General features: G+C 68.3%; 12 protein-coding genes. 4 read left to right on the top strand and 8 right to left on the bottom strand.

The window, feature by feature from the left end:
- Nucleotides 1-189 precede the first annotated feature (189 nt).
- The 4 genes from I1A62_RS29415 to I1A62_RS29400 all read left to right on the top strand — a co-directional run bounded on the left by I1A62_RS29415 (nucleotide 190) and on the right by I1A62_RS29400 (nucleotide 9,751).
- On the top strand, nucleotides 190-1,989 hold the full coding sequence (locus I1A62_RS29415; RefSeq protein WP_219455768.1) for a glycosyl transferase: 1,800 nt from the start codon (nucleotides 190-192) through the stop codon (nucleotides 1,987-1,989).
- Between the two features lie 55 nt (nucleotides 1,990-2,044).
- Nucleotides 2,045-5,278: an arabinosyltransferase domain-containing protein gene (locus I1A62_RS29410; protein ID WP_219455767.1), complete on the top strand. Its 3,234-nt coding sequence runs from the start codon at nucleotides 2,045-2,047 to the stop codon at nucleotides 5,276-5,278.
- 66 nt (nucleotides 5,279-5,344) lie between these two features.
- On the top strand, nucleotides 5,345-8,668 hold the full coding sequence (locus tag I1A62_RS29405; protein ID WP_219455765.1) for an arabinosyltransferase domain-containing protein: 3,324 nt from the start codon (nucleotides 5,345-5,347) through the stop codon (nucleotides 8,666-8,668).
- A gap of 108 nt (nucleotides 8,669-8,776) precedes the next feature.
- Complete coding sequence (locus I1A62_RS29400; RefSeq protein ID WP_219455763.1) at nucleotides 8,777-9,751, top strand: hypothetical protein; 975 nt, start codon at nucleotides 8,777-8,779, stop codon at nucleotides 9,749-9,751.
- Nucleotides 9,752-9,777: 26 nt separating this feature from the next.
- On the opposite strand, the gene I1A62_RS29395 is transcribed toward I1A62_RS29400, so the two are convergent.
- The 8 genes from I1A62_RS29395 to I1A62_RS29360 form a co-directional block, all read right to left on the bottom strand.
- On the bottom strand, nucleotides 9,778-11,322 hold the full coding sequence (locus I1A62_RS29395; protein WP_124390693.1) for an acyl-CoA carboxylase subunit beta: 1,545 nt from the start codon (nucleotides 11,320-11,322) through the stop codon (nucleotides 9,778-9,780).
- Nucleotides 11,319-16,274: a polyketide synthase Pks13 gene (gene pks13, locus I1A62_RS29390; RefSeq protein WP_219461501.1), complete on the bottom strand. Its 4,956-nt coding sequence runs from the start codon at nucleotides 16,272-16,274 to the stop codon at nucleotides 11,319-11,321. The genes I1A62_RS29395 and pks13 overlap by 4 nt, the downstream gene beginning before the upstream one ends.
- A 133-nt stretch (nucleotides 16,275-16,407) precedes the next feature.
- Nucleotides 16,408-18,303 carry a long-chain-fatty-acid--AMP ligase FadD32 gene (gene fadD32 / locus I1A62_RS29385; RefSeq protein WP_124390695.1) on the bottom strand — a complete coding sequence of 632 codons (1,896 nt, stop codon included), beginning with the start codon at nucleotides 18,301-18,303 and terminating at the stop codon, nucleotides 16,408-16,410.
- A 187-nt stretch (nucleotides 18,304-18,490) separates the two neighbouring features.
- Nucleotides 18,491-19,480 (bottom strand): LLM class F420-dependent oxidoreductase, encoded by a 990-nt coding sequence (locus tag I1A62_RS29380; RefSeq protein ID WP_087561213.1) that lies wholly within the window; start codon nucleotides 19,478-19,480, stop codon nucleotides 18,491-18,493.
- A 192-nt stretch (nucleotides 19,481-19,672) separates the two neighbouring features.
- The gene (locus tag I1A62_RS29375) at nucleotides 19,673-20,653 is read right to left on the bottom strand and encodes a cutinase family protein (RefSeq protein WP_219455761.1); all 981 of its coding nucleotides are present in this window, start codon (nucleotides 20,651-20,653) and stop codon (nucleotides 19,673-19,675) included.
- Between the two features lie 6 nt (nucleotides 20,654-20,659).
- Nucleotides 20,660-21,238: a DUF732 domain-containing protein gene (locus I1A62_RS29370; protein ID WP_124390697.1), complete on the bottom strand. Its 579-nt coding sequence runs from the start codon at nucleotides 21,236-21,238 to the stop codon at nucleotides 20,660-20,662.
- A 126-nt stretch (nucleotides 21,239-21,364) separates the two neighbouring features.
- A complete protein-coding gene (locus tag I1A62_RS29365; RefSeq protein WP_124390698.1) occupies nucleotides 21,365-23,251 on the bottom strand; it encodes an alpha/beta hydrolase-fold protein in 1,887 nt (628 codons plus the stop codon).
- Nucleotides 23,252-23,382: 131 nt separating this feature from the next.
- A complete protein-coding gene (locus tag I1A62_RS29360; RefSeq protein WP_124390699.1) occupies nucleotides 23,383-24,378 on the bottom strand; it encodes an alpha/beta hydrolase family protein in 996 nt (331 codons plus the stop codon).
- Nucleotides 24,379-24,611: the final 233 nt, after the last annotated feature.

Genomic DNA, 24,611 nt, shown 5'->3' with positions numbered 1-24,611 from the left:
AACCGATACGGAAAAGCATGCTGAGCGTAACCAGTGGGGCAGAAGAATATCCCTGTATTGATCAGAAGTTCACAAATCAACTTGATGTGATACACGCAACAATTACCCGATCGCAACCCAGGAAGCTCTCAGCGACCTCCGGTACCCTCGACCGATTGACATCGACCCGAGAACCGGAGGCGCTGCTGCGTGACTGAGATACTCACCCCGGTCGAGACGACTCGGCCCGCCGAGAGCACCAGCACCACCGCTCGCCCCGTCCGCTCGCGTTTCCGGCCGCACCCGGCCGATGTCGCAGTGGTCGCCTTCTACGTCGGCCTGGCCGCATTCGTGTTGGCCCGCCAGTGGAAACACCTCGGCAGCGGCTATCTGGTGCGCAGCGGCCAGGACCAGACCATGTGGGAGTGGTTCTTCGCGGTCGCCGCACGTTCGCTGGTCCATCTGGAGAACCCGCTGTCCAGCGACCTGCAGAACTACCCGCTGGGCGTCAACCTCATGGGCAACACGGCGATGTTCGGCATCAGCATTCCGCTGGCGCCCGTCACGCTGTTGTTCGGACCGAACGTCACCTTCACTTTGGCACTCACACTTGGCCTGTCGGGCACGGCAATTGCCTGGTATTGGGTCTTCTCACGGCACGTCGTCTCCTCGCGACTCGCAGCGGCCGTCGGCGGCGGCCTGTGCGGTTTCGCACCCGCCCTGATCTCGCACACCAACGGTCATCCCAACTTCGTCGCCCTGTTCCTGCTGCCCTTCATCGCGCTGGCCGTGATCAGGCTGGGCAGCGGCGCGCGACCCGTGCGCGACGGCATCGTGCTGGGCCTGCTGATCGCATACCAGATCTTCCTCGGCGAGGAACCGCTGCTGATCTACGCGCTGGCGTTCACGGTCTTCGGAGTCGCCTACGCGGCTTCCCGCCCGCGCACCGCATACGCCGCAGTCCGGCACAGCATCAAGGGTTTTGCGATCGCGGGCGGCGTCGCGCTGGCCATCGCCGCCGTTCCCCTGTGGTGGCAGTTCTTCGGACCCGACAGCTACCGGGCGATCGAGCACGGCCCGGTCGGCAACGACACCGAATCGTTCACCAGTTTCCCGACGTCCTCCCTGGCCGGCGAGCCGGGGTCCGCCGAGTTCAGCATGAACGCGACCGAGGAGAACGCGTATTTCGGCTGGCCCCTGCTGATTCTCCTCGGCCTGTCCGCCCTGTGGCTGTGGCGGATGCCGCTCGCGCGCGCCGCGGCCGCGACGGTCGCCGTGATGGGCGTCCTGTCGCTCGGGACGTCGCTGACGATCGGCGGCTGGGACACCGGAATTCCCTTGCCGTGGAAGCTGATCTCACACCTGCCGCTCCTCGAGTCCGTCCTCGAATCGCGCTTCGCGATGGGCTGCCTGCCTGCCGCCGCCCTGCTGCTCGCACTGGGCACCGACCGCGCCCTGGCGTCCGCCCGCGAGGGCCAGCGGACCACCACCCTGCTGTGGGTCGGATGGCTCGCGGTGGCACTTCTTCCGCTGACGCCGACACCACTGGCAGTCGTGCAGCGTGACACCGCGCCGAACTTCTTCGCCGACGGCACGTGGCGGGAGTACGTCACCGACGGTTCCGTCGTCACGGTGCCGCTGCCCTCCCCGGAGAACGCCCGGATGCTGCGCTGGCAGACCGAGCAGGATCTCGCATTCCCCATTGCCGGTGGATATTTCGTCGGGCCGGCCGGCAGCGAGCAGCGGGGCAAGTACGGGCCCGACGACCGCCCGACCGCGTTGCTGCTCGCGTCCGCGCAGTCGTCCGGCCAGGTGCCGGCCATCGACGACGCGAAAAGGGCTCAGGCGCTGACCGACCTGAAGTTCTGGAACGCCGACGTCCTGGTCCTGCCGCACACCCAGAACGATCGCGTCCTGCGCGAGACGGTCCGGCAACTCGTCGGGGTGCCCGCGAAGCCGGTCGACGGCGTGTGGGTGTGGGACGTCCGGGAGTGGCCTTCGGCCCCGTGAGTACTTATTAACCGCCGGACGTTAATAAGTACTCACGGGTGACTAACATCGTGCTGTGCCACAACCGCCGCTGCCCGACGTTCGGAGCATCCGCACTTCCCGGCTCATCGCGATCGTCACCGGCCTGATCGGTTTCGTTCTCGCGCTGGCCACCCCGTTCCTGCCGGTGAAGCAGGACGCCGCAACGATCGACTGGCCGCAGGGCGGCACCGTCGCCAGTGTCGAGGCGCCACTCGTCTCGTACACGCCGCTGGCCATGCAGGTGAACGTGCCCTGCTCGGTGTTCACGCAACTCGGATCCGACGGCGGCACCGTCGTCTCGACCCTCCCGAACCGGGCGCCCGATTTCGAGAAGAACGGCCTCGTCGTGAAGGCGGGCGCCGACGGCACGGTCGACGTCATCCTGCGCGGCAGGTCCCTGATCTCGGCGGGAACGGCGGACCTGCAGGGCTGCACCGGACTCACCGTCACGTCCGACCATCAGCGAACGTCGGCCGAGATCACGGGCACCGCCGAACCGCTCGCCGGTTCCGTCGACGGCGACCAGCGACCGCAGATGGTCGGCCTTTTCACCGACCTGCAGGGGGCGGCGCCCGCCGACCTGACCGTGCACGTCGACCTCGACTCCCGGTTCTCGTCCAGCCCGACGCTGCTCAAACTGCTGGCGATGATCGTGTGCGTTCTCGCGACGCTGACGTCGCTGTACGCGTTGCACCGGGTGGACGGCATCGACGGCAGGCGCGCCCGACGTTTCCTGCCTGCGCACTGGTGGAAGTTCACCGGCGTCGACGCCGTCGTGATCGGGACGCTGCTGCTGTGGCACGTGGTCGGCGCAAACACGTCCGACGACGGCTATCTCCTGGGCATGGCGCGGGTGTCGGAGCATTCCGGATACATGGCCAACTACTTCCGCTGGTTCGGCGTCCCCGAGGCGCCGTTCGGCTGGTCGTACGAACTGCTCGCGGCGCTGGCGAAGGTGAGCACGGCGAGCATGTGGATGCGACTGCCGACGCTGCTCGCGGCGCTGCTCTGCTGGATGGTGATCAGCCGGGAGGTCATTCCCCGCCTCGGTGTGGCGGTGCGCCGCAACAGGACTGCCCTGTGGACCGGTGGCCTGGTCTTCCTGGCGTTCTGGTTGCCGTACGACAACGGGTTGCGTCCCGAACCGGTCATCGCGCTCGGTGCCCTCCTCACGTGGTGTTCGATCGAGCGGGCCATCGCCACCGGACGACTGCTTCCCGGTGCCGTCGCCGTGCTGATCGCCGCGTTCTCGCTCGCCGCCGGACCGTCCGGGCTGATCTGTATCGCGGCCCTGATCGCGGGTGCGCGGCCGATCCTGCAGATCATCATCGCGCGTGGCCATCGGGTGGGATTCGCGTCTCAGATCCTGCCGATCCTCGCCGCGGGAACGGTCGTGATGGTGGCCGTCTTCGCGGATCAGACACTTGCGACGGTGCTCGAGTCGACGCGCGTCCGCACCGCACTCGGCCCCAACGTGGCCTGGTTCGACGAGCGGTTGCGCTGGGATTCCCTGATGGGGATCTCCCCGGACGGCTCGCTGGCCCGCCGTTTCGGTGTGTTCGTGATGCTGCTGTGCGTCGTGGTCTGCGTGATGCTGATCCTGCGCAAGGGGAAGGTGCCCGGGACCGCGATCGGACCGTCGCGCCGCATCCTCGGCATCGTGTTCGCGTCGCTGCTTCTGATGATGTTCACGCCCACCAAATGGACCCACCACTTCGGGGTGTACGCGGGGCTCGCGGGTTCGGTCGCGGTGCTCGCCGCGGTCGGGGTGGGGGCGGCGAGTATCCGCTCGAAACGCAACCGCACGCTGTTCGCCGCGGGTGTCCTGTTCATCCTCGCCGTCGCGTTCACCAGTTCCAACGGCTGGTGGTATGTCTCCAGCTACGGCGTTCCGTGGTGGGACAAGCCGCCGATGATCGCGGGCAAGGGCTTCTCCACGCTGTTCCTCGGACTCACGGTCCTGACACTGCTCCTCGCCGCCTGGTACCACGTCCGCGAGCCGTACGAGGCGGGCAAGAAGCCCAACGGGAAGCGCGCCCGGATGCTCGCGCCGTCGCCGCTGACCGTCGCGGCCGGTGCCGTCGTCCTGTTCGAGGTGCTGTCGCTGCTGAAGGGCGCGGTCGCGCAGTACCCCGGGTACTCCATCGCGAAGGCCAACATCGAGTCGGTCACCGGCGGCACGTGTGCGCTCGCCGACGAGGTCCTCGTCGAAACCGACCCGACCGCCGCGCTGCTGCAGCCGCTCACCCCGGTCACCGACCAGAGCGGTGCGGGCGCGTTCGGCGCGACGTCCGCGGAGGGCTTCACCCCCAACGGCATCGCCGACGACCTCACCGCCGACTCCGAGAAGATCGCCACCGGCGGCGCCAACACCGTCGACACCGAGACCGACGAGACGACCACCGGCACCAGTTCCGGCACCGGCGGCGGCACCGAGGCCACCGCCGGAGTCAACGGCAGCACCGTGACGCTGCCGTTCGGTCTCGACCCCGCCCGAACCCCGGTCCTCGGCAGCTACCAGCAGGGCGGGGAGCAGAAACCCGCCGCCCTCACCACCGGCTGGTACGGGTTGCCCGACCGCAGCGACGACGCACCGATCCTCACGATCTCGGCGGCCGGACGCATCCGCTCGGTCGACGCGGACGGCGTCGTCACTCCCGGTCAGAGTCTGAAGGTCGAGTACGGGGTGGCCGGTCCCGACGGGTCCGTCACCGCGCTCGGCACCGTCGACCCGATCGACATCGGACCGTCGCCGTCGTGGCGCAACCTCCGGGTGCCGCTCGATCAGCTCCCCGCCGAGGCGAACACCGTGAGGCTCGTCGCGGACGACCCGGACACCGACCCCGGCCAGTGGCTGGCGGTCACCCCGCCCCGGGTGCCGAAGATGCAGACCCTGCAGACCGTCGTCGGGTCCAGCGACCCCGTGCTCCTCGACTGGGCCGTCGGGCTCGCGTTCCCCTGCCAGCGCCCGTTCGACCACCGGTACGGGGTCGCCGAGGTCCCGCAGTGGCGGGTCCTGCCCGACCGCATCGGCGCGGAGTCCACGAATGCCTGGCAGGACAAGTTCGGCGGCGGACCGCTCGGCTGGACCGACCAGTTGCTGTCGGCGAGCACACTGGCGACCTACCTGTCGAACGACTGGGACCGCGACTGGGGTTCGCTCGAGCGGTACACACCGCTGGACGAGTCGGCGACGCCGGCCCAGGTCGAATCCAAACAGGTGACCAGGTCGGGTACCTGGTCGGCCGGACCGGTGCGCTACTACTAGAAGCGCCCCTACCCTCTGGTAGGCGGCAATATGCCTCCTCAGGTTCCTGACATACCATCGACAACCGTGCCCGATGCTCTGACAACTTCCGTCTCCGATCCCGAAGCCTCTTCGCCGCCTGCTCGCCAGGACCGGCGGAGTGAGTACCGGACCGCTCGTCTGATCGCCATCGTCACCGGCCTCATCGGGTTCGTGCTGGCAGTGGCCACGCCGTTCATGCCGGTGCAGCAGACGACCGCAGCGGTGAACTGGCCGGAGAACGGCGTCGTCGGCGACCTCGAGGCACCGCTGGTGTCGCAGGTCCCGATCGACCTGGCGGCGACGATCCCGTGTTCGGCGGTGGCCGGGCTGCCCGCGCAGGGCGGGATCCTGCTGGCCACAGCGCCAGCGCAGGGCGAGGGTGCGGCGCTGAACGCGATGTTCGTGCGGGTGTCGGACAAGTCCGTGGACGTGCTCGACCGCAACGTCACCATCGCGACGGCGCCGCGCGCGCAGGTGCAGTCGGGCGCCTGCAGCGAGATCCGCATCACATCGAACATCGACGCGACGTCCGCCGAGTTCGTGGGCCTGACGACCCCGACCGGCGACCCGATCGCCGGTTCCCTCACCGGCGACCTCCGCCCGCAGGTGGTGGGCGTGTTCAGCGACCTCCGCGACGGGGCGGCGCCTGCCGGTCTGTCGTTCACGATGAACGTGGACTCCCGGTTCTCGTCGAGCCCCACGCTGATCAAGCTCGTCGCGATGATCGTGGCCCTCCTCGCAACGGCGATCGCCCTGGTCGCCCTCGGCCGCCTCGACGGCACGGACGGGCGCGGGCACCGCAACTTCCTGCCGTCGCACTGGTGGAAGTTCACCGGCCTCGACACGATCGTCGTGGGCACGCTGGTGCTATGGCACTTCATCGGCGCGAACACGTCCGACGACGGCTACCTGCTCACCATGGCCCGGGTCTCCGACCACGCCGGCTACATGGCCAACTACTTCCGCTGGTTCGGTGTCCCCGAGGCGCCGTTCGGCTGGTATTACGACGTCCTCGCCGCGATGGCCAAGATCTCGACGGCCAGCCCGTTCATGCGACTGCCCGCCCTCATCGCCGGCGTCCTGTGCTGGATGGTGATCAGCCGGGAGGTCGCTCCGCGCCTCGGCCGGTCGGTCCGGCGCAACAAGGTGGCGCTGTGGACCGGCGGACTCGTGTTCCTCGCGTTCTGGCTGCCCTACAACAACGGTCTGCGGCCCGAGCCCATCGTGGCGCTCGGCGCCCTGCTCACGTGGTGCTCCATCGAGCGTTCCATCGCGACCGGACGTCTCCTCCCCGCGGCCGTCGCCGTCCTGATCGGCGCGTTCACTCTCGCGGCCGCTCCGACCGGCCTGATGTGTGTGGCCGCCCTGCTCGCCGGCGCCCGTCCGCTCGTCCGGATCATCGTCAAACGTCACCGCCAGGTGGGGACTCTGCCGCTCCTCGCGCCGATCGCGGCGGCGGGCACGATCGTCCTCGTGGTCGTGTTCGCCGACCAGACCGTCGCCGCGGTGATGGAGGCCACCCGGGTCCGCACCCTGATCGGCCCGAACCTCGAGTGGTACAAGGACTTCCTGCGCTACTACTACCTGTTCGTCCCGACCGTCGACGGTTCCGTGGCCCGCCGCTTCGCGTTCCTGACGATGATCCTGTGCCTGCTGACGACACTGTTCATCCTGTTGCGCCGCAAGCGGATTCCCGGTGCCGCCACCGGACCGTCGTGGCGCCTGCTCGGTGTCGTGTTCGGCACGATCTTCTTCATGATGTTCAACCCCACCAAGTGGACCCACCACTTCGGGGCGTACGCGGGCATCGCCGGTTCGCTGGCCGCGCTCACCGCCGTCGCGGTGTCGGCGTCCGCGCTGCGCTCGCGGCGCAACCGGACGATCTTCCTGGCCGGACTGCTGCTCATGCTGGCGTTGACGTTCGCGGGCATCAACGGCTACTGGTACGTCTCGAGCTACGGCGTGCCGTGGTTCGACAAGACCGTCTCCATCGGCGGCCGCCAGTCCAACACGTTCTTCCTCATCCTGTTCGTGCTGGCCGTCGCCCTGGCCGCCTGGCAGTACCTGCGTGAGGGATTCGCCGCACCACCCGTCCGCGCGAACACCGAGAAGGGCAGGCGGATCAGGAAATTCGCGGCCGCCCCGCTCACGGTCGTCGCCGGCATCATGGTGCTGTTCGAGGTCCTCTCCCTCCTCAAGGGCGCCGTCTCCCAGTACCCGGCGTACTCGCTGGCCCGCTCCAACTTCGACTCCCTCACCGGGCAGACGTGCGGGCTCGCCGAGGACGTCCTCGTCGAAGGCGACACCAACGCCGGAAACCTCACGCCCATCAACGATCCCGCGCAGCCGCTCGCGAACCCCGCCGACCCGCTCGGTGGAGCGAACCCCGTCGGCTTCTCCCCCAACGGGGTCCCGTCCGACCTGACCGCCGACTACGTCGAGGTCAAGCAGGGCATGGGCAACACCGACAATCAGAGCGTCGGCCCCAGCTTCGAGACCGGATCGAGCGCCGGAACCTCCGGCGGCACCGGAAATGTCGGCGTCAACGGCAGCACCGCCAAGCTGCCGTTCGGGCTCAACCCGGCCACGACACCCGTCATGGGCAGCTACCAGGAAGGCGTGCAGGAACCGGCGACGCTGTCGTCCAGCTGGTACGCCCTCCCCGAACGCAGCGACGACACCCCGCTGATCGTCATGTCCGCCGCGGGCCGCATCTGGTCGGTCGACGCGACCGGCGCCCTCACCTACGGTCAGTCGCTGCTGCTCGAATACGGCAAGCGTCAGCCCGACGGCACCGTCCAGGCCCAGGGCACCTACCTGCCCAAGGACATCGGGCCCGCACCGTCGTGGCGCAACCTGCGCGTGCCGATCAGTGAACTGTCCCCCGACGCCGACTCCGTGCGGATCGTCGCCAACGACCCCAACCTCACCGGCGACCAGTGGCTGGCGTTCACCCCGCCGCGGGTTCCGAAGCTCGAGACCCTCAACTCGACGATCGGCAGTTCGCAGCCCGTGCTGCTGGACTGGGCCGTCGGACTGCAGTTCCCGTGCCAGCGCCCGTTCGACCACCAGTACGGCGTCGCGGAGATGCCGAACTACCGCATCCTCCCCGACCGCCCGCTGGCCGTCAGCTCCACCGACACCTGGCAGTCCGCGGAGAACGGTGGCCCGCTCGGCTTCACCGAACTGCTCGCCAGCGCCACCGCCATCCCCACGTACATGCGGGACGACTGGGGACGCGACTGGGGCTCCCTGGAGCGCTTCGACCGGTACTACCCGGACGCCACCGCGGCCACCGTCGACACCGAGACCGCCACCCGGTCCGGGCTGTGGAAGCCGGGCACCCTGCGGGTGTACCCCACCCCGTAGCGGTCTCGGGGAGGCGGAGTTGTCCACAACTTTCCGTCCATCCACAGGCCAATTTCCGACCTGGGCTTTTCGGCCGCGGACCGCTGCGCCCAGGGCAGGCTCGGACCCATGCGAACCGAAAGCTGGGCCGAAGACCTCCCCGGGACAGCCGCTGCCGGCCGCGACGGAGTGGTCCGCGTTGCTGCCCTGGAGCGGCTGGGCGTCTCGAGGGCCACCATCGCCGCGCGCTGCCGTGACGGTGGTCCCTGGCAGCGGATCCTCCCCGGCATCGTCCTCCTGCACGACGGGCCACCGACGACGCTGCAGCGCAACCTGGCGGCGCTCGAATACGGCGGCCCGGACGCGCTCCTGTCGGGGCACGCCGCACTGGCCGCGCTCGGCTACCCGACGTCACCGCCCCGGAACGACGTGCTGCTGCTCATCCCGTCCACCCGGCATCGCCGGGACTGGTCGTATGTGAAGGTCGAGCGGACGCGGCACCTGCCCGCACCCGTCCACCGGGGGCTCCTGCGCCTCGCTCCGCCGCCGCGCTGCCTTCTGGACGCCGGACGTCGCACGCTCACGGCTGAGGCCTGTCACGCGCTCCTGACCGAGGGAATCCGGCGCGGCGACGTGACGATCGACGAACTTGCCCGCGAACTCGCACACGGCAGCGACCGCGGAAACAACCTGCCCCGGGCCGTCCTGCGTGAACTGACCGAAGACGCGCATTCCGTCGCCCGGGTCCACGCGCAGAATCTGTATGCGACGAGCGGGCTTCCGCCGATGCGGCACGACGTCGACGTGCTGTCCGCCGCCGGGCTGTGGGTCGCCCGACCCGACGGCTGGCTCGACGACGTCGCTGTCGCCTGGGAGATCGACTCGCCGAAGTACCACTTCTCGCCCGAACTACACGAGGCGACGAGGACGCGGCGGGCACGGATGCAGCGTGAGGGAATCGTCGTCGTGACGCACCTGCCGGAGCAGATCCGGGCCGACCCGTCGACCGTGCTCGCCGACCTGCGCGCCGCGCACACGCTGGCCGCGTCGCGTCCCCGGCCGCCGGTATTCGTGCACACCGAAATGCACCTGCGGTCGGCATGACCGCCGACCGCAGGTGCGGAAACGAACTACAGCGGCATCAGGTCGTGCTTGCGCGGGTTGCGCTGCACCGTCTTGTCGCGCAGCATCGTCAGCGCCTTGCGGATCTCGAGCCGGGTGGTGGCGGGCTCGATGACGGCGTCGATGTATCCGCGCTCCGCGGCGATGTACGGCGTCGCGATGTTCTCGTTGTAGAAGTTGATCAACTGCCGGCGGACGGCGGGCGCGTTCTCGCCCGCGGCCTCGATCTGCCTGCGACCGATGAGATCGACAGCTCCCTCGGCGCCCATCACCGCGATGCGGGCCGTCGGCCACGCGAAGTTGATGTCGGCGCCCAACTGCTTCGAGCCCATGACGGCGTAGGCGCCGCCGTAGGCCTTGCGGATCACGACGGTCACCTTCGGCACCGTGGCCGTCACGAACGCGAAGATGAACCGGCCACCGCGCTTGATGACACCGATCCGCTCCTGCTCGAGTCCCGGAAGGAATCCCGGGGTATCGACCGCGAACACCAGCGGGATGTCGAAGGCGTCACAGATGCGGATGAAATGCGCGGCCTTGTCCGACGACTGCGCGTCCAGCGCACCCGCCGCCACCAGCGGCTGGTTCGCGATCACGCCGACCGTACGGCCGTCGACGCGGGCGAAGCCGGTGATGATGTTCAGCGCCACCTGCCCGCCGATCTCGTGGAACTCGCCGTCGTCGAAGATCCGCAGCAGGATGTCGTGCATGTCGTAGCCGGCGTTGTCGGCGTCCGGGATGAACGTGTCCAGATCACGGTCGGAGTCCGTGATCTCCGGCTCGAGACCCGGATTGACGACCGGCGGCTTCTCCATGCAACTCGACGGCAGGAAGCTGAGGTACTTGCGCACCCACTCGAACGCGGCCTTCTCGTCGGGCGCCACATGATGCAGGTTGCCGTACTGGGCCTGGTTCCGGGCACCACCGAGTTCGTCGAGGCTGACGTCCTCGCCGGTGATCTTCCGGACCACCTCGGGCCCGGTGACGAACATGTACGACTCCTCGGTGGCCACCAGCACGTCGGTGTTGATCGGCGCGTACACCGCACCGCCCGCGCACTTGCCGAGAATCATCGAGATCTGCGGGCACATGCCCGACAGCGGTTCCTGCCGACGGCCCAGCTCCGCGTACCAGGCGAGCGACGTCACCGCGTCCTGCACGCGGGCTCCACCGGAGTCGTTGATGCCGACGCAGGGGCAGCCGATCTTCGCGGCGAACTCCATGATCGCGGCGACCTTGCGGCCGAACATCTCGCCGACCGAACCACCGAACACGGTCTGATCGTGCGAGAACACCGCGACTGGGCGTCCCTCGACGGTCCCGTGGCCGGTGACGACGCCGTCGCTGTACAGCGCGTTCGGGTCACCGGGCTGGCGCATCAGACCGCCGACCTCGATGAAACTTCCCGGGTCGAGCAGCATGTCGATGCGTTCACGCGCGCTCGGAATGCCCTTCTTCGCGCGTTTGGCAATAGCCTGCTCGCCCGCGGGTTCCTTCGCCGTTTCCAGCTTTTCGCGCAGTTCGGCAAGCTTCTCTGCGGTCGTGGTGGTCACTGATGCGCTCCGGTTCCGGCGGCCTGGATCGCCGCCAGCTTCTTGGTGAGGTCGGCACCGACCTTCGCGATGTACGGCTCGTCGACGATCTGGATGTGATCGCCGCCCACGTGGATGATCTCCAGGTTCTTCACCGCGTCGCCCCAGCCGCCGTCCGGCTTCCGGGTCTTGAACGCGGGCTCCAGATTCATCACGTCGTCGTGGTAGCGGTCGGCCATGTACAGGACGACGTCGCCGTCGTACTGCTCGAGTTCGGCGGTCTGGATGGCCCGGTTGTCGAGCCACGACGTGCGCTGGTGCTCGATGATTCCGCCCGGAATCTTGGTGCCACTCAGCTTGAGCAGTTCCGTCAGGATCTTGATCTGCTCTTCGTCGCTCTCCGCCGCCGCGAGCTTGTCGTACGGCAGCGGGTAGTCCACGTTGTACGTCTTCTTCGCGAACGCCGCGTACCGCTGCCACCGCTTACGGATCTCGTCGGGAGTGTCCTCGACCTTCTCCCCGGCCATGACCGTGTCGATCAGGCCGACGATCCGGACGTCCGCGCCCGACTCGCGCAGCAGCTTCGCCACCGCGTACGCCAGCACACCGCCCAGCGACCAGCCGTACAGCACGTACGGTCCGTCGCCCTGGATCTCGCGGATCAACGGCAGGTACTCCGCCGCCCGCACGTCGATCGAACCCTCGGTGCGCTCGAACCCGTACATCGGCGTGCCCTCGGGCAGACGCTTCAGCAGCGGCTCGTACGCGACCGTCGACCCACCGGCCGGGTGGAACACGAACACGGGGACGGCGTCGGATCCCTCCGGGCGAGCCCGAAGCGCGCGGACCAGCCCGTCGATCTTGCCGGAATCCTCGAGGAAGCCGCGCACCACATTGGCCAGTTCCTCGATGGTGGTGGAATCGAGAACGTCGTCGAACGTGATCTCCCCGTTCGCGCGCTCCGACAACCGGGCCGCCAGCTTCTCCGCCGTGTCGTCGTTCAGGATCGGCAGCGTGTTGAAGATGCCCTTGGCGGACTCGCCGGTGACGACCGCCCACGTGGCGAACGTCAGGCGCTCGGCGGCGTCACGCGGCGGAACGTCCGTGCCGGTCGCCTCGGCGAACGCTTCCTTGCTTTCCACGGCGGCTTCCTCGGGCGCAGCCTGCGGGACATCGGGAGCAGCCTCCGGCTGCGGCACCGGGGTGGCCGCGATGATCGCCTCGGCCTCCGCCTCCACGGACGTGTCCTCGGCGTCGAGCGGAGCCCCGGCCTCCGAAGCTTCTGCAGCTTCCTCCGCTTCCTTCTCGGCCTTCTGCTTGTCCGCGAGCGCCTGCACCTCTTCGCGGTTCTCGACCGCGTAGCGCAGGTACTTGCCGACCTCCATCAGGTTCGCGTCGCGGACCGCCTGCAGCTGCAACTGCGGGATGTCGAACTCGTACTCGACGCGGTTCTTGATGCGGACGGCCATCAGCGAATCGAGGCCCAGCTCGATCAGCGGGATCTCGGCGGGCAGGTCCTCGGGGGCGTAACCCATCGACTCGGCGACGATCAGCGCGAGACGGTCTTCGAGCGTCTGCGAACCGTTCGGGTCCCACTTCTCGCCGATGTCCTCGACGACCTCGGGCAGCTCCTCCACCGGCGACGCCGCCTGCACCGGCGCCGCGACTACGGGCTCGGGAAGTGCGTCCCCGGACGTGACGGCGGCGTCGAACAGCAGCGTGAAGTTCGCACCGGTCTTCGCGTGCACCTGCAGCGACGCGCCACCCGGATGCGGGTTGAGCGTGGTGGTGAGCGTTCCCTCGGCGGGCGCGTGCGCGTGCAGGACGGACGCGGCGAGCGTCACGTCCGACAGCACCTGCGCCGCGGCGGCGGTGACCAGTGCGGGCAGGTCGGTGACCGCGCCGGCCTGGACCTCCCACACGTGGCGGCCGTCGGGCAGCGACACGTGCGCACCCGGGACCCGGGTGTTGCCGCCCCCGTCGATCCGGGTCTCCACCCAGTACGGCTTGCGGATCCACGCGGTGCGCGGAACGGCCGCGAAGTCGCCCTCGGGCAGCAACGAGGACAGGTCGACGGCATGCCCGTGGACGTACAGCTGCGCGAGCGCGGCGAGGACACCGAGCGGCTCGTCCTCCTTGCGCTTGAGCGTCTGGATGAGCTGCATGTCGTGCAGGCCGGCGTCGAACGCGGTGGCGGCCACGGACATCAGGGCCACCGGGTTGGGTGCCAGCTCCACGAACGTGGTGTGTCCGCTGCCGACGGCGAGGCGGACGGCGTTGGTGAAGTACACGCTGTGGCGCAGACCCTTGGTCCAGTACTCCTCGCGGTGGATCGGCTCGTGGCCTGCGCGGTAGTAGGTGTCCTGGTCGACGGACGAGTACACGCCCAGCTTCAACTTGGTCGGCTCGATGCCCGCCAGTTCCGCGGCCAGTTCGCCCAGCAGCGGGTCGACCTGCGAGGTGTGGCTGGCGCCCTTCGTCTTGAGGACGCGGGCCATCTTCTCCTCGCCCTCGGCCCGCGCGACGATGGCGTTGACCTCGGGCTCGGGGCCGCCGATGACGGTGTGCGTCGGGGCCGCGTACACGCAGACCTCGAGGTGCGGGAAATCGGTGAGCACGGTCTCGATCTCGGAGGCGCTGTACTCGACGAGCGCCATCAGGCGGATGTCGTCGCCCTCGAGCGTGGCCTCGGCCTCACCCATGAGGCGGGACCGGGCGCAGATCACCCGGACCGCGTCCTCGAGCGGCAGACCACCCGAGATGTACGCGGCGGCAGCCTCGCCCATGGAGTGGCCGACGACGGCCTCGGGCTCGGCGCCGTGGTGACGCAGCAGCGCCGCCAGACCGATCTGGATGGTGAAGATGCCGACCTGCGAGGTCTCGACGTCGTAGTCGATCGCGTCGTCGAGGAACTTCTCCTTCATGGAGTAGCCGGCCTCGTCCTCGATCAGCGCGTCGACCTCGTCGATGGCCGCGGCGAACACCGGGTTCTCCAGGTACAGCTGCTTGGCCATCTTGCGGTGCTGCGAACCGAAGCCCGACAGAACCCAGACGGCGCCCTTCGACGACGGCGAATCCGCGGTGAACACACCCTGCCCGGGCTTGCCTGCGGCGACGGCGCGCAGACCGGTGACGGCCTCGGACGTGGTCTTCGCCAGGACGACGGCACGCGAGCGACCGTGGTTGCGGCGCGCGAGGGCTCGAGCGACGTCGGCGAGCGGGGTGGTGCTGCCCTCTTCCGTTTCCAGCCAGTCGGCCAGATCCGCGGCGGCCCGGCGGCGACGCGACGGCAGCGCACCGGACACCGCGAGAACGACCGTCGGCTCGGTCTCGGCCACCGCCACCTCGGCGGGGGCGACCGTGTCGGCGGGCTCGGCGGTGTCGTCGACGGCAGGCCCGGTGTATTCGCGCACCACGACGTGGGCGTTGGTGCCACCGAACCCGAATCCGGACACACCGGCGACGGCCGCGCCCGTGTAGCGCGGCCACGCCGCACCCTCGGGAATGACCTGCAGGTGCGCCTTGTCGAACGCGATGTACGGGTTGGGTCCGGCGAAGTTCAGCGTCGGGGGAAGCGTGTCCTCCCGCATCGACAGCACGACCTTGATCAGACCCGCGGCGCCCGCGGCGGCCTCGAGGTGACCGAAGTTGGTCTTGGCCGAACCGAGCAGCGCGGGCTTGTCGTCGGCGCGTCCACGACCGACGACGCGTCCGAGCGCGTCCGCCTCGATGGGATCGCCGAGGATGGTGCCGGTGCCGTGCGCCTCGATGTAGTCGACTCCGGCCGGGTTGATGCCCGCGTCCCGGTAGGCGTGCCGCAGGACGTCGGCCTGCGCGTCGGGGTTCGGGGCGGCCAGCCCGTTGGAGCGGCCGTCCTGGTTGACGGCGCTGCCGGCGATGACGGCGAAGATCTCGTCGCCGTCGCGCTCGGCGTCCTCGAGACGCTTGAGGACGACGAGACCGCCGCCCTCCGCACGGATCATGCCGTCGGCGTCGGCGGAGAACGCCTTGATGCGGCCGTTGGGGGCCATCACACCCAGTTGGTCGAAGCCCAGCGTGGCGGGCGGCGCGACGAGCATGTTGACGCCGCCGGCGAGCGCGAGATCCGACTCACCGGACCGCAGTGAGCGCACCGCCTGGTGCACCGCGACGAGCGAGGAAGAGCACGCCGTGTCGAGCGCGATGGACGGTCCGCGGAAGTCGTAGAAGTACGAGACACGGTTGGCGACGATGGACGTCGACGTGCCGGTCAGCGCGTACGGGTGCGCGTGGACGGGGTCGCTGACGGCGAGCAACTGGTAGTCGTTGGCCGAGCTGCCGATGAACACACCGACCTGCTCCCCCTTGAGGTCGCTGGCCGGGATGCGGGCGTGCTCGAGCGCCTCCCACGTCAGTTCCATCGCGAGACGCTGCTGCGGGTCGACGTTCGCGACCTCCAGCGGGGACATCGCGAAGAACTCCGCGTCGAACGTCTTCACGTCGTCGAGGTAGCCGCCCTGCGTGTTGGCCTTCTCCACGGCGGCCTTGATCTGCGGGTCGGAGGTGAACTCCTCCCAGCGGCCCGCGGGCAGGTCGGAGATGCCGTCACGGCCCTCCGCGAGCATCTGCCACATCTCGGCGGGAGTCGTGCCCGCGCCCGGGAAGCGTGAGGCCAGGCCCACGATCGCGATGTCGTGCGCGTCCGACGTCGGCGCCGACGCGTAGTACGCGGCGTCGGCCGAGTCGTCGGGCTGCTCGGGTTCGCCCTCGATGATGCGGGTGGCCAGCGACGCGATGGTGGGGTGCTGGTAGGCGACCGTCGCGGTGAGCGTGACTCCGACCAGTTCCTCGATCTCGCCGCTGAGTGCGACGGCGTCGCGGGACGACAGACCGAACTCTTCCATCGGGCGGTCGTCGGTGATCTGACCGACCGGTTGCCCGGTTGCGTCGGCAATCCAGTTGCGCAGCCAGTCGCGCAGCTGCGCGACCGTCATGTCACCCGTGCTGCTGGTGACATTCCCCGTCGCTTCGCTCGCCCCGACCACATTCCCCGTCGCTTCGCTCGCCCCGACCCGGTCATCATCTTTTTCAGCCATCAACTCACCAAGCTACCCGTCAGGAAGTGGACTATTCGGAAACGCTGTCGGGGAAGGCCGTCTGCGTGTATCCGCCGCGCAGGGTCCCCTCGATGTAGCTCGCCTTGCACGCGCGGCGGGCGATCTTGCCGCTCGACGTTCGAGGAATCGAGCCCGCGGGCACCAGCAGGATGTCGCGCGCGGTGACCCCGTGCCTGGTCGACAGCGCGGCCCGCACCGTGTCGGCGACGGGCTGCGGGTCGGCCTTGCCGGCACCCGGTGCGCGCTCGGCGACGATCACCAACTGCTCCGAGGAGTCGTCCGCGTCGTAGTTCAGACCCGAGTGCGTGTTCTCGAACACGACGGCGGGCAGCTGGTTGGCCGGGACGGCGAACGCGGCCACGAAGCCGGGGCGCAGCGCGGTGCTGGCCTCCTGCGCCGAGAACTCGAGGTCCTGCGGGTAGTGGTTGCGGCCGTCGACGATCACGAGGTCCTTGACGCGGCCCGTGATGAACAGCTCGCCGTCGATGTACACGCCGTAGTCGCCGGTGCGCATCCAGTTGGCGTCCTCGGACGTACCCTCCGCGTGGCTGCCCTCGGCGAGCCGGTTGGTGAGCTTGTTGTGGAACGTCTCTGCGGTCTCGTCGGTGCGTCCCCAGTAGCCGATGCCGATGTTCTCGCCGTGCAGCCAGATCTCACCGACGCGGTCGTCGGGCTGCTCGATGCGCGACTCGGGGTCGACGATGGCCGCCCACTGGCTGCGCGCGACGTAGCCGCAGGACACCTGCGGGATGGCGTTCTCGGCGTCCTGGTCCACCTTCACGACGCGACCGGCGTTGAGCTCGTCGCGATCGACGTAGATGACGCGGGCCTCGTCCGAGTGCCGGGTGGAGGACACGAACAGCGTGGCCTCGGCCATGCCGTACGAGGGCTTGATCGCCGTCTTCGGCAGGCCGTACGGCGCGAACGCCTCGTTGAACTTGCGCATCGACGACGTGGTGACCGGCTCGCTGCCGTTGATGAGGCCGATCACGTTGCTCAGGTCGAGGCTCTCGCCGCTCTTCGGCAGGCCGCGGGCGGCCGCGTGCTCGAACGCGAAGTTGGGTGCGGCCGCGAACGTGCCCGCACCGTCCGACACCGCGGCCAGTTCCTTGATCCACCGGTACGGCCGCTGCACGAACGCGCGCGGACTCATGATGGTGATGTACTTGCCGCCGAGGGCGGGCAGGATGACGGTCAGCAGGCCCATGTCGTGGAACAGCGGCAGCCAGGTGACGCCGCGCGAGTTCTCGTTGAGTTCGATGGAGTCGACCATCTGCAGCGCGTTGGTGCCGACGGCGCGGTGCGTGATCTCCACACCGGCGGGCACCCGCGTCGAGCCGGACGTGTACTGCAGGTACGCGATGTCGTCGAGATCGATCTCGGGGCGCACCCAGGACTCGCCGACGCTGTCTGGGATGGCGTCGACGGCGATGATCCGGGGTCGCTCGGCGGCGGGGAGAGACCGGAAGAACTGTCGAACACCCGCGGCGGAGGAGGTGGCCGTGAGGATGGCGGCAGGCTTGCAGTCACCGAGGACGGCGTGCAGACGGTCGGTGTGGCCGGGTTCGTCGGGGTCGAACAGCGGCACCGAAATCGCTCCGGCGTGGATGGCGGCGAAGAAGGAGATGACGTAGTCGAGACCCTGCGGCGCCAGGACCGCGACACGGTCGCCGGGTTTGGTGACCTGCTGGAGGCGAGCCGCGACGGCGCGCAGCCGGTGGCCGAACTGTTCCCAGGTCAGCTCCTGCGCTTCGCCGTCTCTGTCCCGCGAATAGTCGATGTAGCGGTATGCCAGCTCGTCCGAGTTCTCCCGGGTGTGCCGCTGGACGTAGTCGACCAGCGTGCTTCCCGAGTCGAGCCTGATGTGGCCCTTCTCGTCGATAAAATCATCGAACTTCGCGTTCATTCCATCTCCTCCGAAGCGATCACACAGGCATGCCACCGGCATGACTGCGCCCCAGACTTCCTTCGCCGAATCGGATCTTGTAAAACTCGTGGGAAACGACGTAACACGCCACTCACCTGAATAAGTTCATCGATTCCAAACCATCGATATGTTACAGATTGGCATCGCCGCCCTCGGTCCGCTGCGTCTACTCGCCCTTCAGTTGCGAGATGATCGGCGCGAACGCATCCATCTGTGTGGGGAACACACCGACGTAGGACATTGTCGTCTTTTCTCGCACCATACGGATCTGATCGGCGATCTCCTCGAAGCTTCCGATCGCCAGATACGGCGAGCTCAGGATGTCTTCGACGGACAGCTTCACGTCGGCCTCGATGTTGGGCGGGAAGCCCTGGTCGATGGCGGCGAGCGCCATCTCGGCGGTCTGCTCACGGTCGTCGGTGATGACGATGGTGGTGATCGTCCAGTTCAGTTCGATGTCGTCGAACCGGTCACCGGCAGCTTCCCGGATCCGGTCGACGCGCTCCATCGTCTTCTCGAGCGTGACACCCGACAGGAGGAGCTTGCCTTCCTTGCTGGTCGGCGTCGCCACGGAGATGATGTCGGCGTACTTGGCGGCGAGCGCCAGCATCTTGGGGCCGCCGCCGCCGACGGCGATCGGCGGACGCGGACCCTGCCGCGGCCGCGGGCTGCCCGTCAGCCCCTTGATCTGGTAGTACTTGCCGTCGAAGTTGCACTCCTGACCGCGCAGCAGCACATCGAGAATCTGCAGAGTCTCCTCGAGCTTGGCGATCCGGACGCCCGGGCGCTCGTAGTCGATGCCGCCCTTGTCGAACTCTTCCTTCATCCAGCCCGCGCCGATGCCGAGTTCGAGGCGGCCACCCGACAGCACGTCGATGGTGGCGGCGTCCTTGGCAAGGATCGCCGGGTGCCGGAAGCCGTTGGCGAGGACGGCGGTGCCGAGGCGGATCTTGTCCGTCGCGATCGCGAGCGCGCCCAGCGCGGCGATCGGTCCGACCTGGTTACCCAGGTGGTCGGGGATCATGAAGCTGTCGAACCCGAGTTCCTCGGCCTTCTGCGCAAGCTTGACGAACCGACGCGCGCCGCCCTCGTCCGCGTTGCCCTCTCCGCCTGCGGCGAATCGGAACTTACGCAACGAGCTGGCGTCGGAACTCATGAATAGCTTCTCCTGTGGTGAAACGCCCCCGTTCAGGACGTGAACATCGGTGGGTCGGGCACGGGTGGTGCAGCAACAGTGCAGCACTCTACCGGTGCCGGGAAACGCACACTACCGGCGAGTACGCGTCGTGCCTATCTGTTCGGGACGATTCACGGCTCACCGACCACGGTGAACCCACCCGCCACAAAATCAACTGTGGGCCGGGGTCGGGGCGGCCTCTATCTTCTCGGCTGCCCATCCGGCGATCCACTGCGTGGCCGTCGTGCCGGAGTCGTCGACGACGTACGAGTTGTACATCGCGTGGACCGGGTTGTTGTTGTACTCGAGAAGACGCAACCCGCTGCCGATCCAGTTGCTCGGCTTCAGCGCCTGCGCCGGCGCGTCACAGATCCCGTCCGTGGGGGCGCAGATCTCGACCGCCCGGTCGGCGAGTTCACCGAATCCGCCGGGCCGCTGACCGGTCATCGTGATTCCCGGGATCTGCAGACCGGCCAGAGACAGTTCGGCTCCGACACCGGCGACCGGCTGCCCGACGTTCGTCGCCGCGGCCGGGTCGCGTCGACCGTCCGCGATGAGCCCGACACCCAGCACCAGATCCGCCGGAACAGGACCGTCACCTGCACCGATGCTCGACGCGACGTCGCCGGCGATGACGGCGCCCTGGGAGAAGCCGGTGAGCAGGAAACTGGTCAGCGGGCACTCGGCGTGCCGGCGGATCAGGATGTCGTTGGTGGCGGCGGTGCCCGCGCCGCGGCTGTTGTTGTACGACTGCTGCCCGTCCGGCGGGAAGGCGACCGGGTTCGAGAACTGCGCGACGTACGGAACCGTGTACACGTCGGCGCGCGAAGACTCGAACTGCTGCTGCAGCGGCCGCGACACGTTGAGCATCAGCGACGCGGGGTTGGCCGTCGGGTTGTACGGGTCGTCGGTGGCGCTGGACTCCCACGTGCCCGGGACGACGACCACCTGGACGTCGGGGCAACTCGCCGGCTGGGCGTTGGGACGCTCGGGACCGGGCGGGGTCGGGATCGGTTTGGGCAGCCGCCCGGCGAGCAGATACCAGAGCGCGATCACTGCGACGAGAATCACCAGCAGGACCACGACCAGCACCAGCAGTTTGCGCAGGAGGCTGCTCTTCTTCTTCCGCGTTCCGCGCCCGGTCACCGACATCGGCGTCTACTTGCAGTAGGTCGCGTGGGCGACGTCCATGTAGGTCGTGGCGTTGGCCGTCGCCTGCTCCTGGGTCAGTTCCTTCCCCGCAGCGGACGCCTCGGTGCCGACCATCGCTGTGACGAACACCATCGTCTCGGGGTCGCTCTTTCCTTCGGCCTTGGCCTGGCAGATGAAGTCGGCGGTACTGACGGCCATGGTGCCGTCGGCGGCGGGCTCGATGCCCTTGGCCTTCAGCGCGTCGAGGAACTTCTGGCCGTCGGCGCTGACCGGAACCTCGCTGGGGCCGGGGAAGTCGCCCGGAACTTCCTCGGGCTGCGCGGGCGGTGCGGTGGCAGCTTCGCCGGGGCTCGTCACCGGCGCGGAGGCCGAAGCGGACGCGCTCGCGCTGGGCGCGGCGGACGCCGAACTCTCGGCGGAACTGGACGCGGCCGCGGACGTCGTGGGCGCGCTGGTGGACGGGTTGGACGTTGCCGTGGAGTCGTCGCTACCGCACCCGACCAACAATCCGCTCGCTGCGACGGCGAGCGCGCCTACCGCGATCGACCGTCGGAAGGTGGTGCTGATACGTGAGTGCTGCGGCATCTATTTCCGTCCTTGCTTTCCAAGTCGTTGTCTCTCGACAGGGTACAGACGCAGTTCGGGCGGAAACCTGGTCCGCCGGACCCGGCCCCGCCCGCTGCGTGTGAGATTTCTAGTACGGTCCGGCCATCAGTGAATCTCGGCCTTGTTGTCGATCACTGTGACGAATCCGGTCTGGAAGTTCTGCTGGACGCCACCGGGAATGGCGAATTTGTCGCTGATCGGGAAGCCGAGACGGCCACCCTCGTAGCCTGCGCTCTTCCAGGCGTCGAAGATCGGCCCGTTCTCGACGGCCCAGGCGCCCGACAGCGGACTCCAGTAGATGTTGCCGCCCTCGAACTGGTTGAACCGGCCACCGTCCTTGACGGGGATCTCGCTGGTCTTCGGGAATCCGAGCCAGCCGCCCTCGTAACCGAGTTCGGCGTACTTGCCCATGATCATTCCCTGCACGCGGTGGGTTCCGTTGGCGGGACTGAAGTACATGGCGCCGATCTCGAAGCCCTGCACCGCGCCGTCCTTGCCGGGCGTGGGAACTTCCTCGGCCACCGGGTATCCGAGCGGCCCACTCTCCCAGCCCTGACGTGCCCACTCGTCACGAATCGCGCCGCGGACGGCATGCGCCCCGGTCTGCGGCGACCAGTAGACGGACCCGTGCTCGAAGTGGGTGAAGCGGCCGCGCCCGTCGGGGGTGGCCAGTTCGGGCGTCGTCGGGTAGCCGAGCGGCCCGCCGGGACCACCGGTCGCCTGGTAGACGCCGCCGATGGCGCCGGCCACCGGTTGTGCGCCGGTGTCGGACTTGGCGAAGATCCGGCCGTTGCGGAAGTCCTGGACCGTTCCGCCCGCGAGGCTGTACTCGGGGGTCAGGCAGTCGCCGATCCACGGGTTCGCGCCTGCGACACCGGCGATGGACCCACCGGTGGTGCACACCGGCTTCTCGGGTTCGACATCGACGGCGCTCGCGAGCTGCGGCCACAGCTGGTGCAGTTCGAATTGCCAGTACGGCCACGAGTGCGTGCCGGACGGCCGGTAGTTGACCTGGGCGGGGATGCCCAGCTTGTTGAGTTTGGTCGCGAACGTCTGGGACGTCAGTCGCGAGAGGATCTCGAGCCCCATGCCCGCGTAATTGGTGCTGACGCCGGGGATTCCGGACGGCTGGTCGTACGGGCCCGTCGTGCCGCTGCCGCTGGAGATGTACAGGCTGACGCCCTTGAGCTTGTCGGCCAGCAGGTACGGATCGTGTTCCTCCCACGCTGAACTGGTCGGCGGACCCCACATCGCGTCCGCGTCGAAACCGCCGGCGTCGCTCATCGCGTATGCGACGGCCTGCGGCATGCCGAGCGCCGTGGTGGTGAGCATGCCCGACAGCGACGCGGCGAACTTGAAGAATCCCTGGTTGCGGGCCGCGAGGAACATCGCGGACGTGCCGCCCATCGACAGTCCGACGACGCCGCGTGTCTGCGTGGTGCGCCAGTCGCTTTCGAGGATCGGGGGCAGTTCCTTCGTGAGGAACGTCTCCCACTGGTAGTTCTGGCCGTTGTCCTGGGCCACCCAGTCGGAGTAGAAGCTGGACTGGCCGCCGACCGGGAGGACGACGTTGATGTTCTTGTCCGCGAAGAATGATTCGGCGTCGGTCTCGAGTGTCCAGCCGTTTTCGTTGTCCTGCGCGCGGAGTCCGTCGAGCATGTAGACGGACGGGAACTTCTCCGTCGGCTTCGAGTTCCAGTCCCGCGCCAGCAGCATCTGCACCTGGATCGGCACACCCATCGACGGAGAGTTGATCCAGATCGCCACGCGACGGTCGGTGAGCCAGTCGACGTGATGGATGGTCGCGCCGCCCGGGGCCTGGGTGGCCACCGGAGCCTGCGCGGCGACGGGCGCAGCCGAGACGGTGGCGGTCTGGGTGAACCCGACCGCCACCGGCACCACGAGCACAGCGGCAAGCGAGGCGAGCGCGCGCCTTCGAACGTTTCCGGTCGACGAACGCTGACGTTCTGCCCTGAACAGGCCTACTCGCATGACGTTCACTCTCTCTCTGCGCGTCGAGGCCAACACGGAGCACGGCCTCGCGTTCCGGTTCTTTCTACACGCAAACGACAGACGAGTGGGAGTGCCGCGCTGTTACAGCTGGTGCAATTGTTACTTCCGAGCTACCCGATCGTGTTGCCGAGGTCGCCTGCCAGATCGTGGATCTGCTGCTGCCAGTAGCGCCACGTGTGGATGCCACGCGGCGGGAAGCTGTAGGTGACGTTCTGCGCGCCGAGGGTCGCCATCTTGACCTGGAAGGCACGGGTGTTCGCCAGCGACAGCGCCTCGAGGCTCGCACCGGTGGTCGCGTTGAACACGTCCATGGGTCCGGTCGGTGCGGCTCCGCCGGGGGCGGGGATGCCGTTGGCGGCCGACACCCACAGGCGGGTGTTGTTGTCGCGAAGCTTGTTCGCGAAGACGAACGGGTCGTTGCGCAGCCACGCCGGGTTCCACGGCGGGCCCCACATGGCGTCGACGTTGTAGCGGCCGGCGTCGAGCATCGCGATGCGGATCGCCTCACGCATGCCGGGCGCCGAGATGTTCAGGTACCCGGACAGCGAGCCCGCGTAGTTGAACTGCTCCGGGTGGTAGGCGGCGAGCGTCAGGGCGGCGCTGCCACCCATCGACAGGCCGATGACGCCGTTGCGGGTGGACTGGAAACCGAGGCGGTTCGCCAGTGCGTCACGCAGTTCCTCGGTGAGGAACGTCTCCCACTTGTACGGGGTCTTCTGCCCGTTGAGGTTCGAGTTCGACAACCAGTCGGAGTAGAAGCTGGACTGCCCGCCGACCGGCTGGACGACGTTGATGTTCTGCGAGGCGAGGAACGGGCCCGCGTCGGTGTTGACTTCCCAGCCGCTCAGGTCGTCCTGCGCGCGCAGACCGTCGAGCAGGTAGACGACACGGTTGGTGTTGCCGTCAGCGGCCCGCCAGATGCGGCTCTTGATCGGACCCATGGAGGAGTCGACCCAGAAGTCCTGCGCTGCGGGGTCGAAGGCTGCGGATGCGGTTGCGCCGCCGCCCACCATGGTCACGCCCAGTGGCAGTGCGACCGCCAGAGCAATTGCGGCGGCGGTACGCCTGGCCCATCCGCTTGTTCTCGTCGAACCCCCAACTCGCATGAACTCGTCTTCCCTCCGCTTGATGCGTCTCGCGCCGCGGCCGCGGCAACCTCTTGATAACTCTCGTGAAAATCTCACGTACAGACGCCACCCGCGCAGCGCTCGCTGCGCGGGTGGCGTCTCGACGGGATCACCTTACTGACAAAAGGACCCGTTGTGCACTCCCGGGGGCAACGGATTCCGAGGTTTTCCTCTCACCGCCCGATCCGGGACCGTGCACTTCAGAACGCACG

Source organism: Rhodococcus sp. USK10, assembly GCF_019378875.1.
Lineage (GTDB): Bacteria > Actinomycetota > Actinomycetes > Mycobacteriales > Mycobacteriaceae > Rhodococcus_F > Rhodococcus_F pseudokoreensis.
This window is presented reverse-complemented; position numbering and strand designations above follow the sequence as displayed.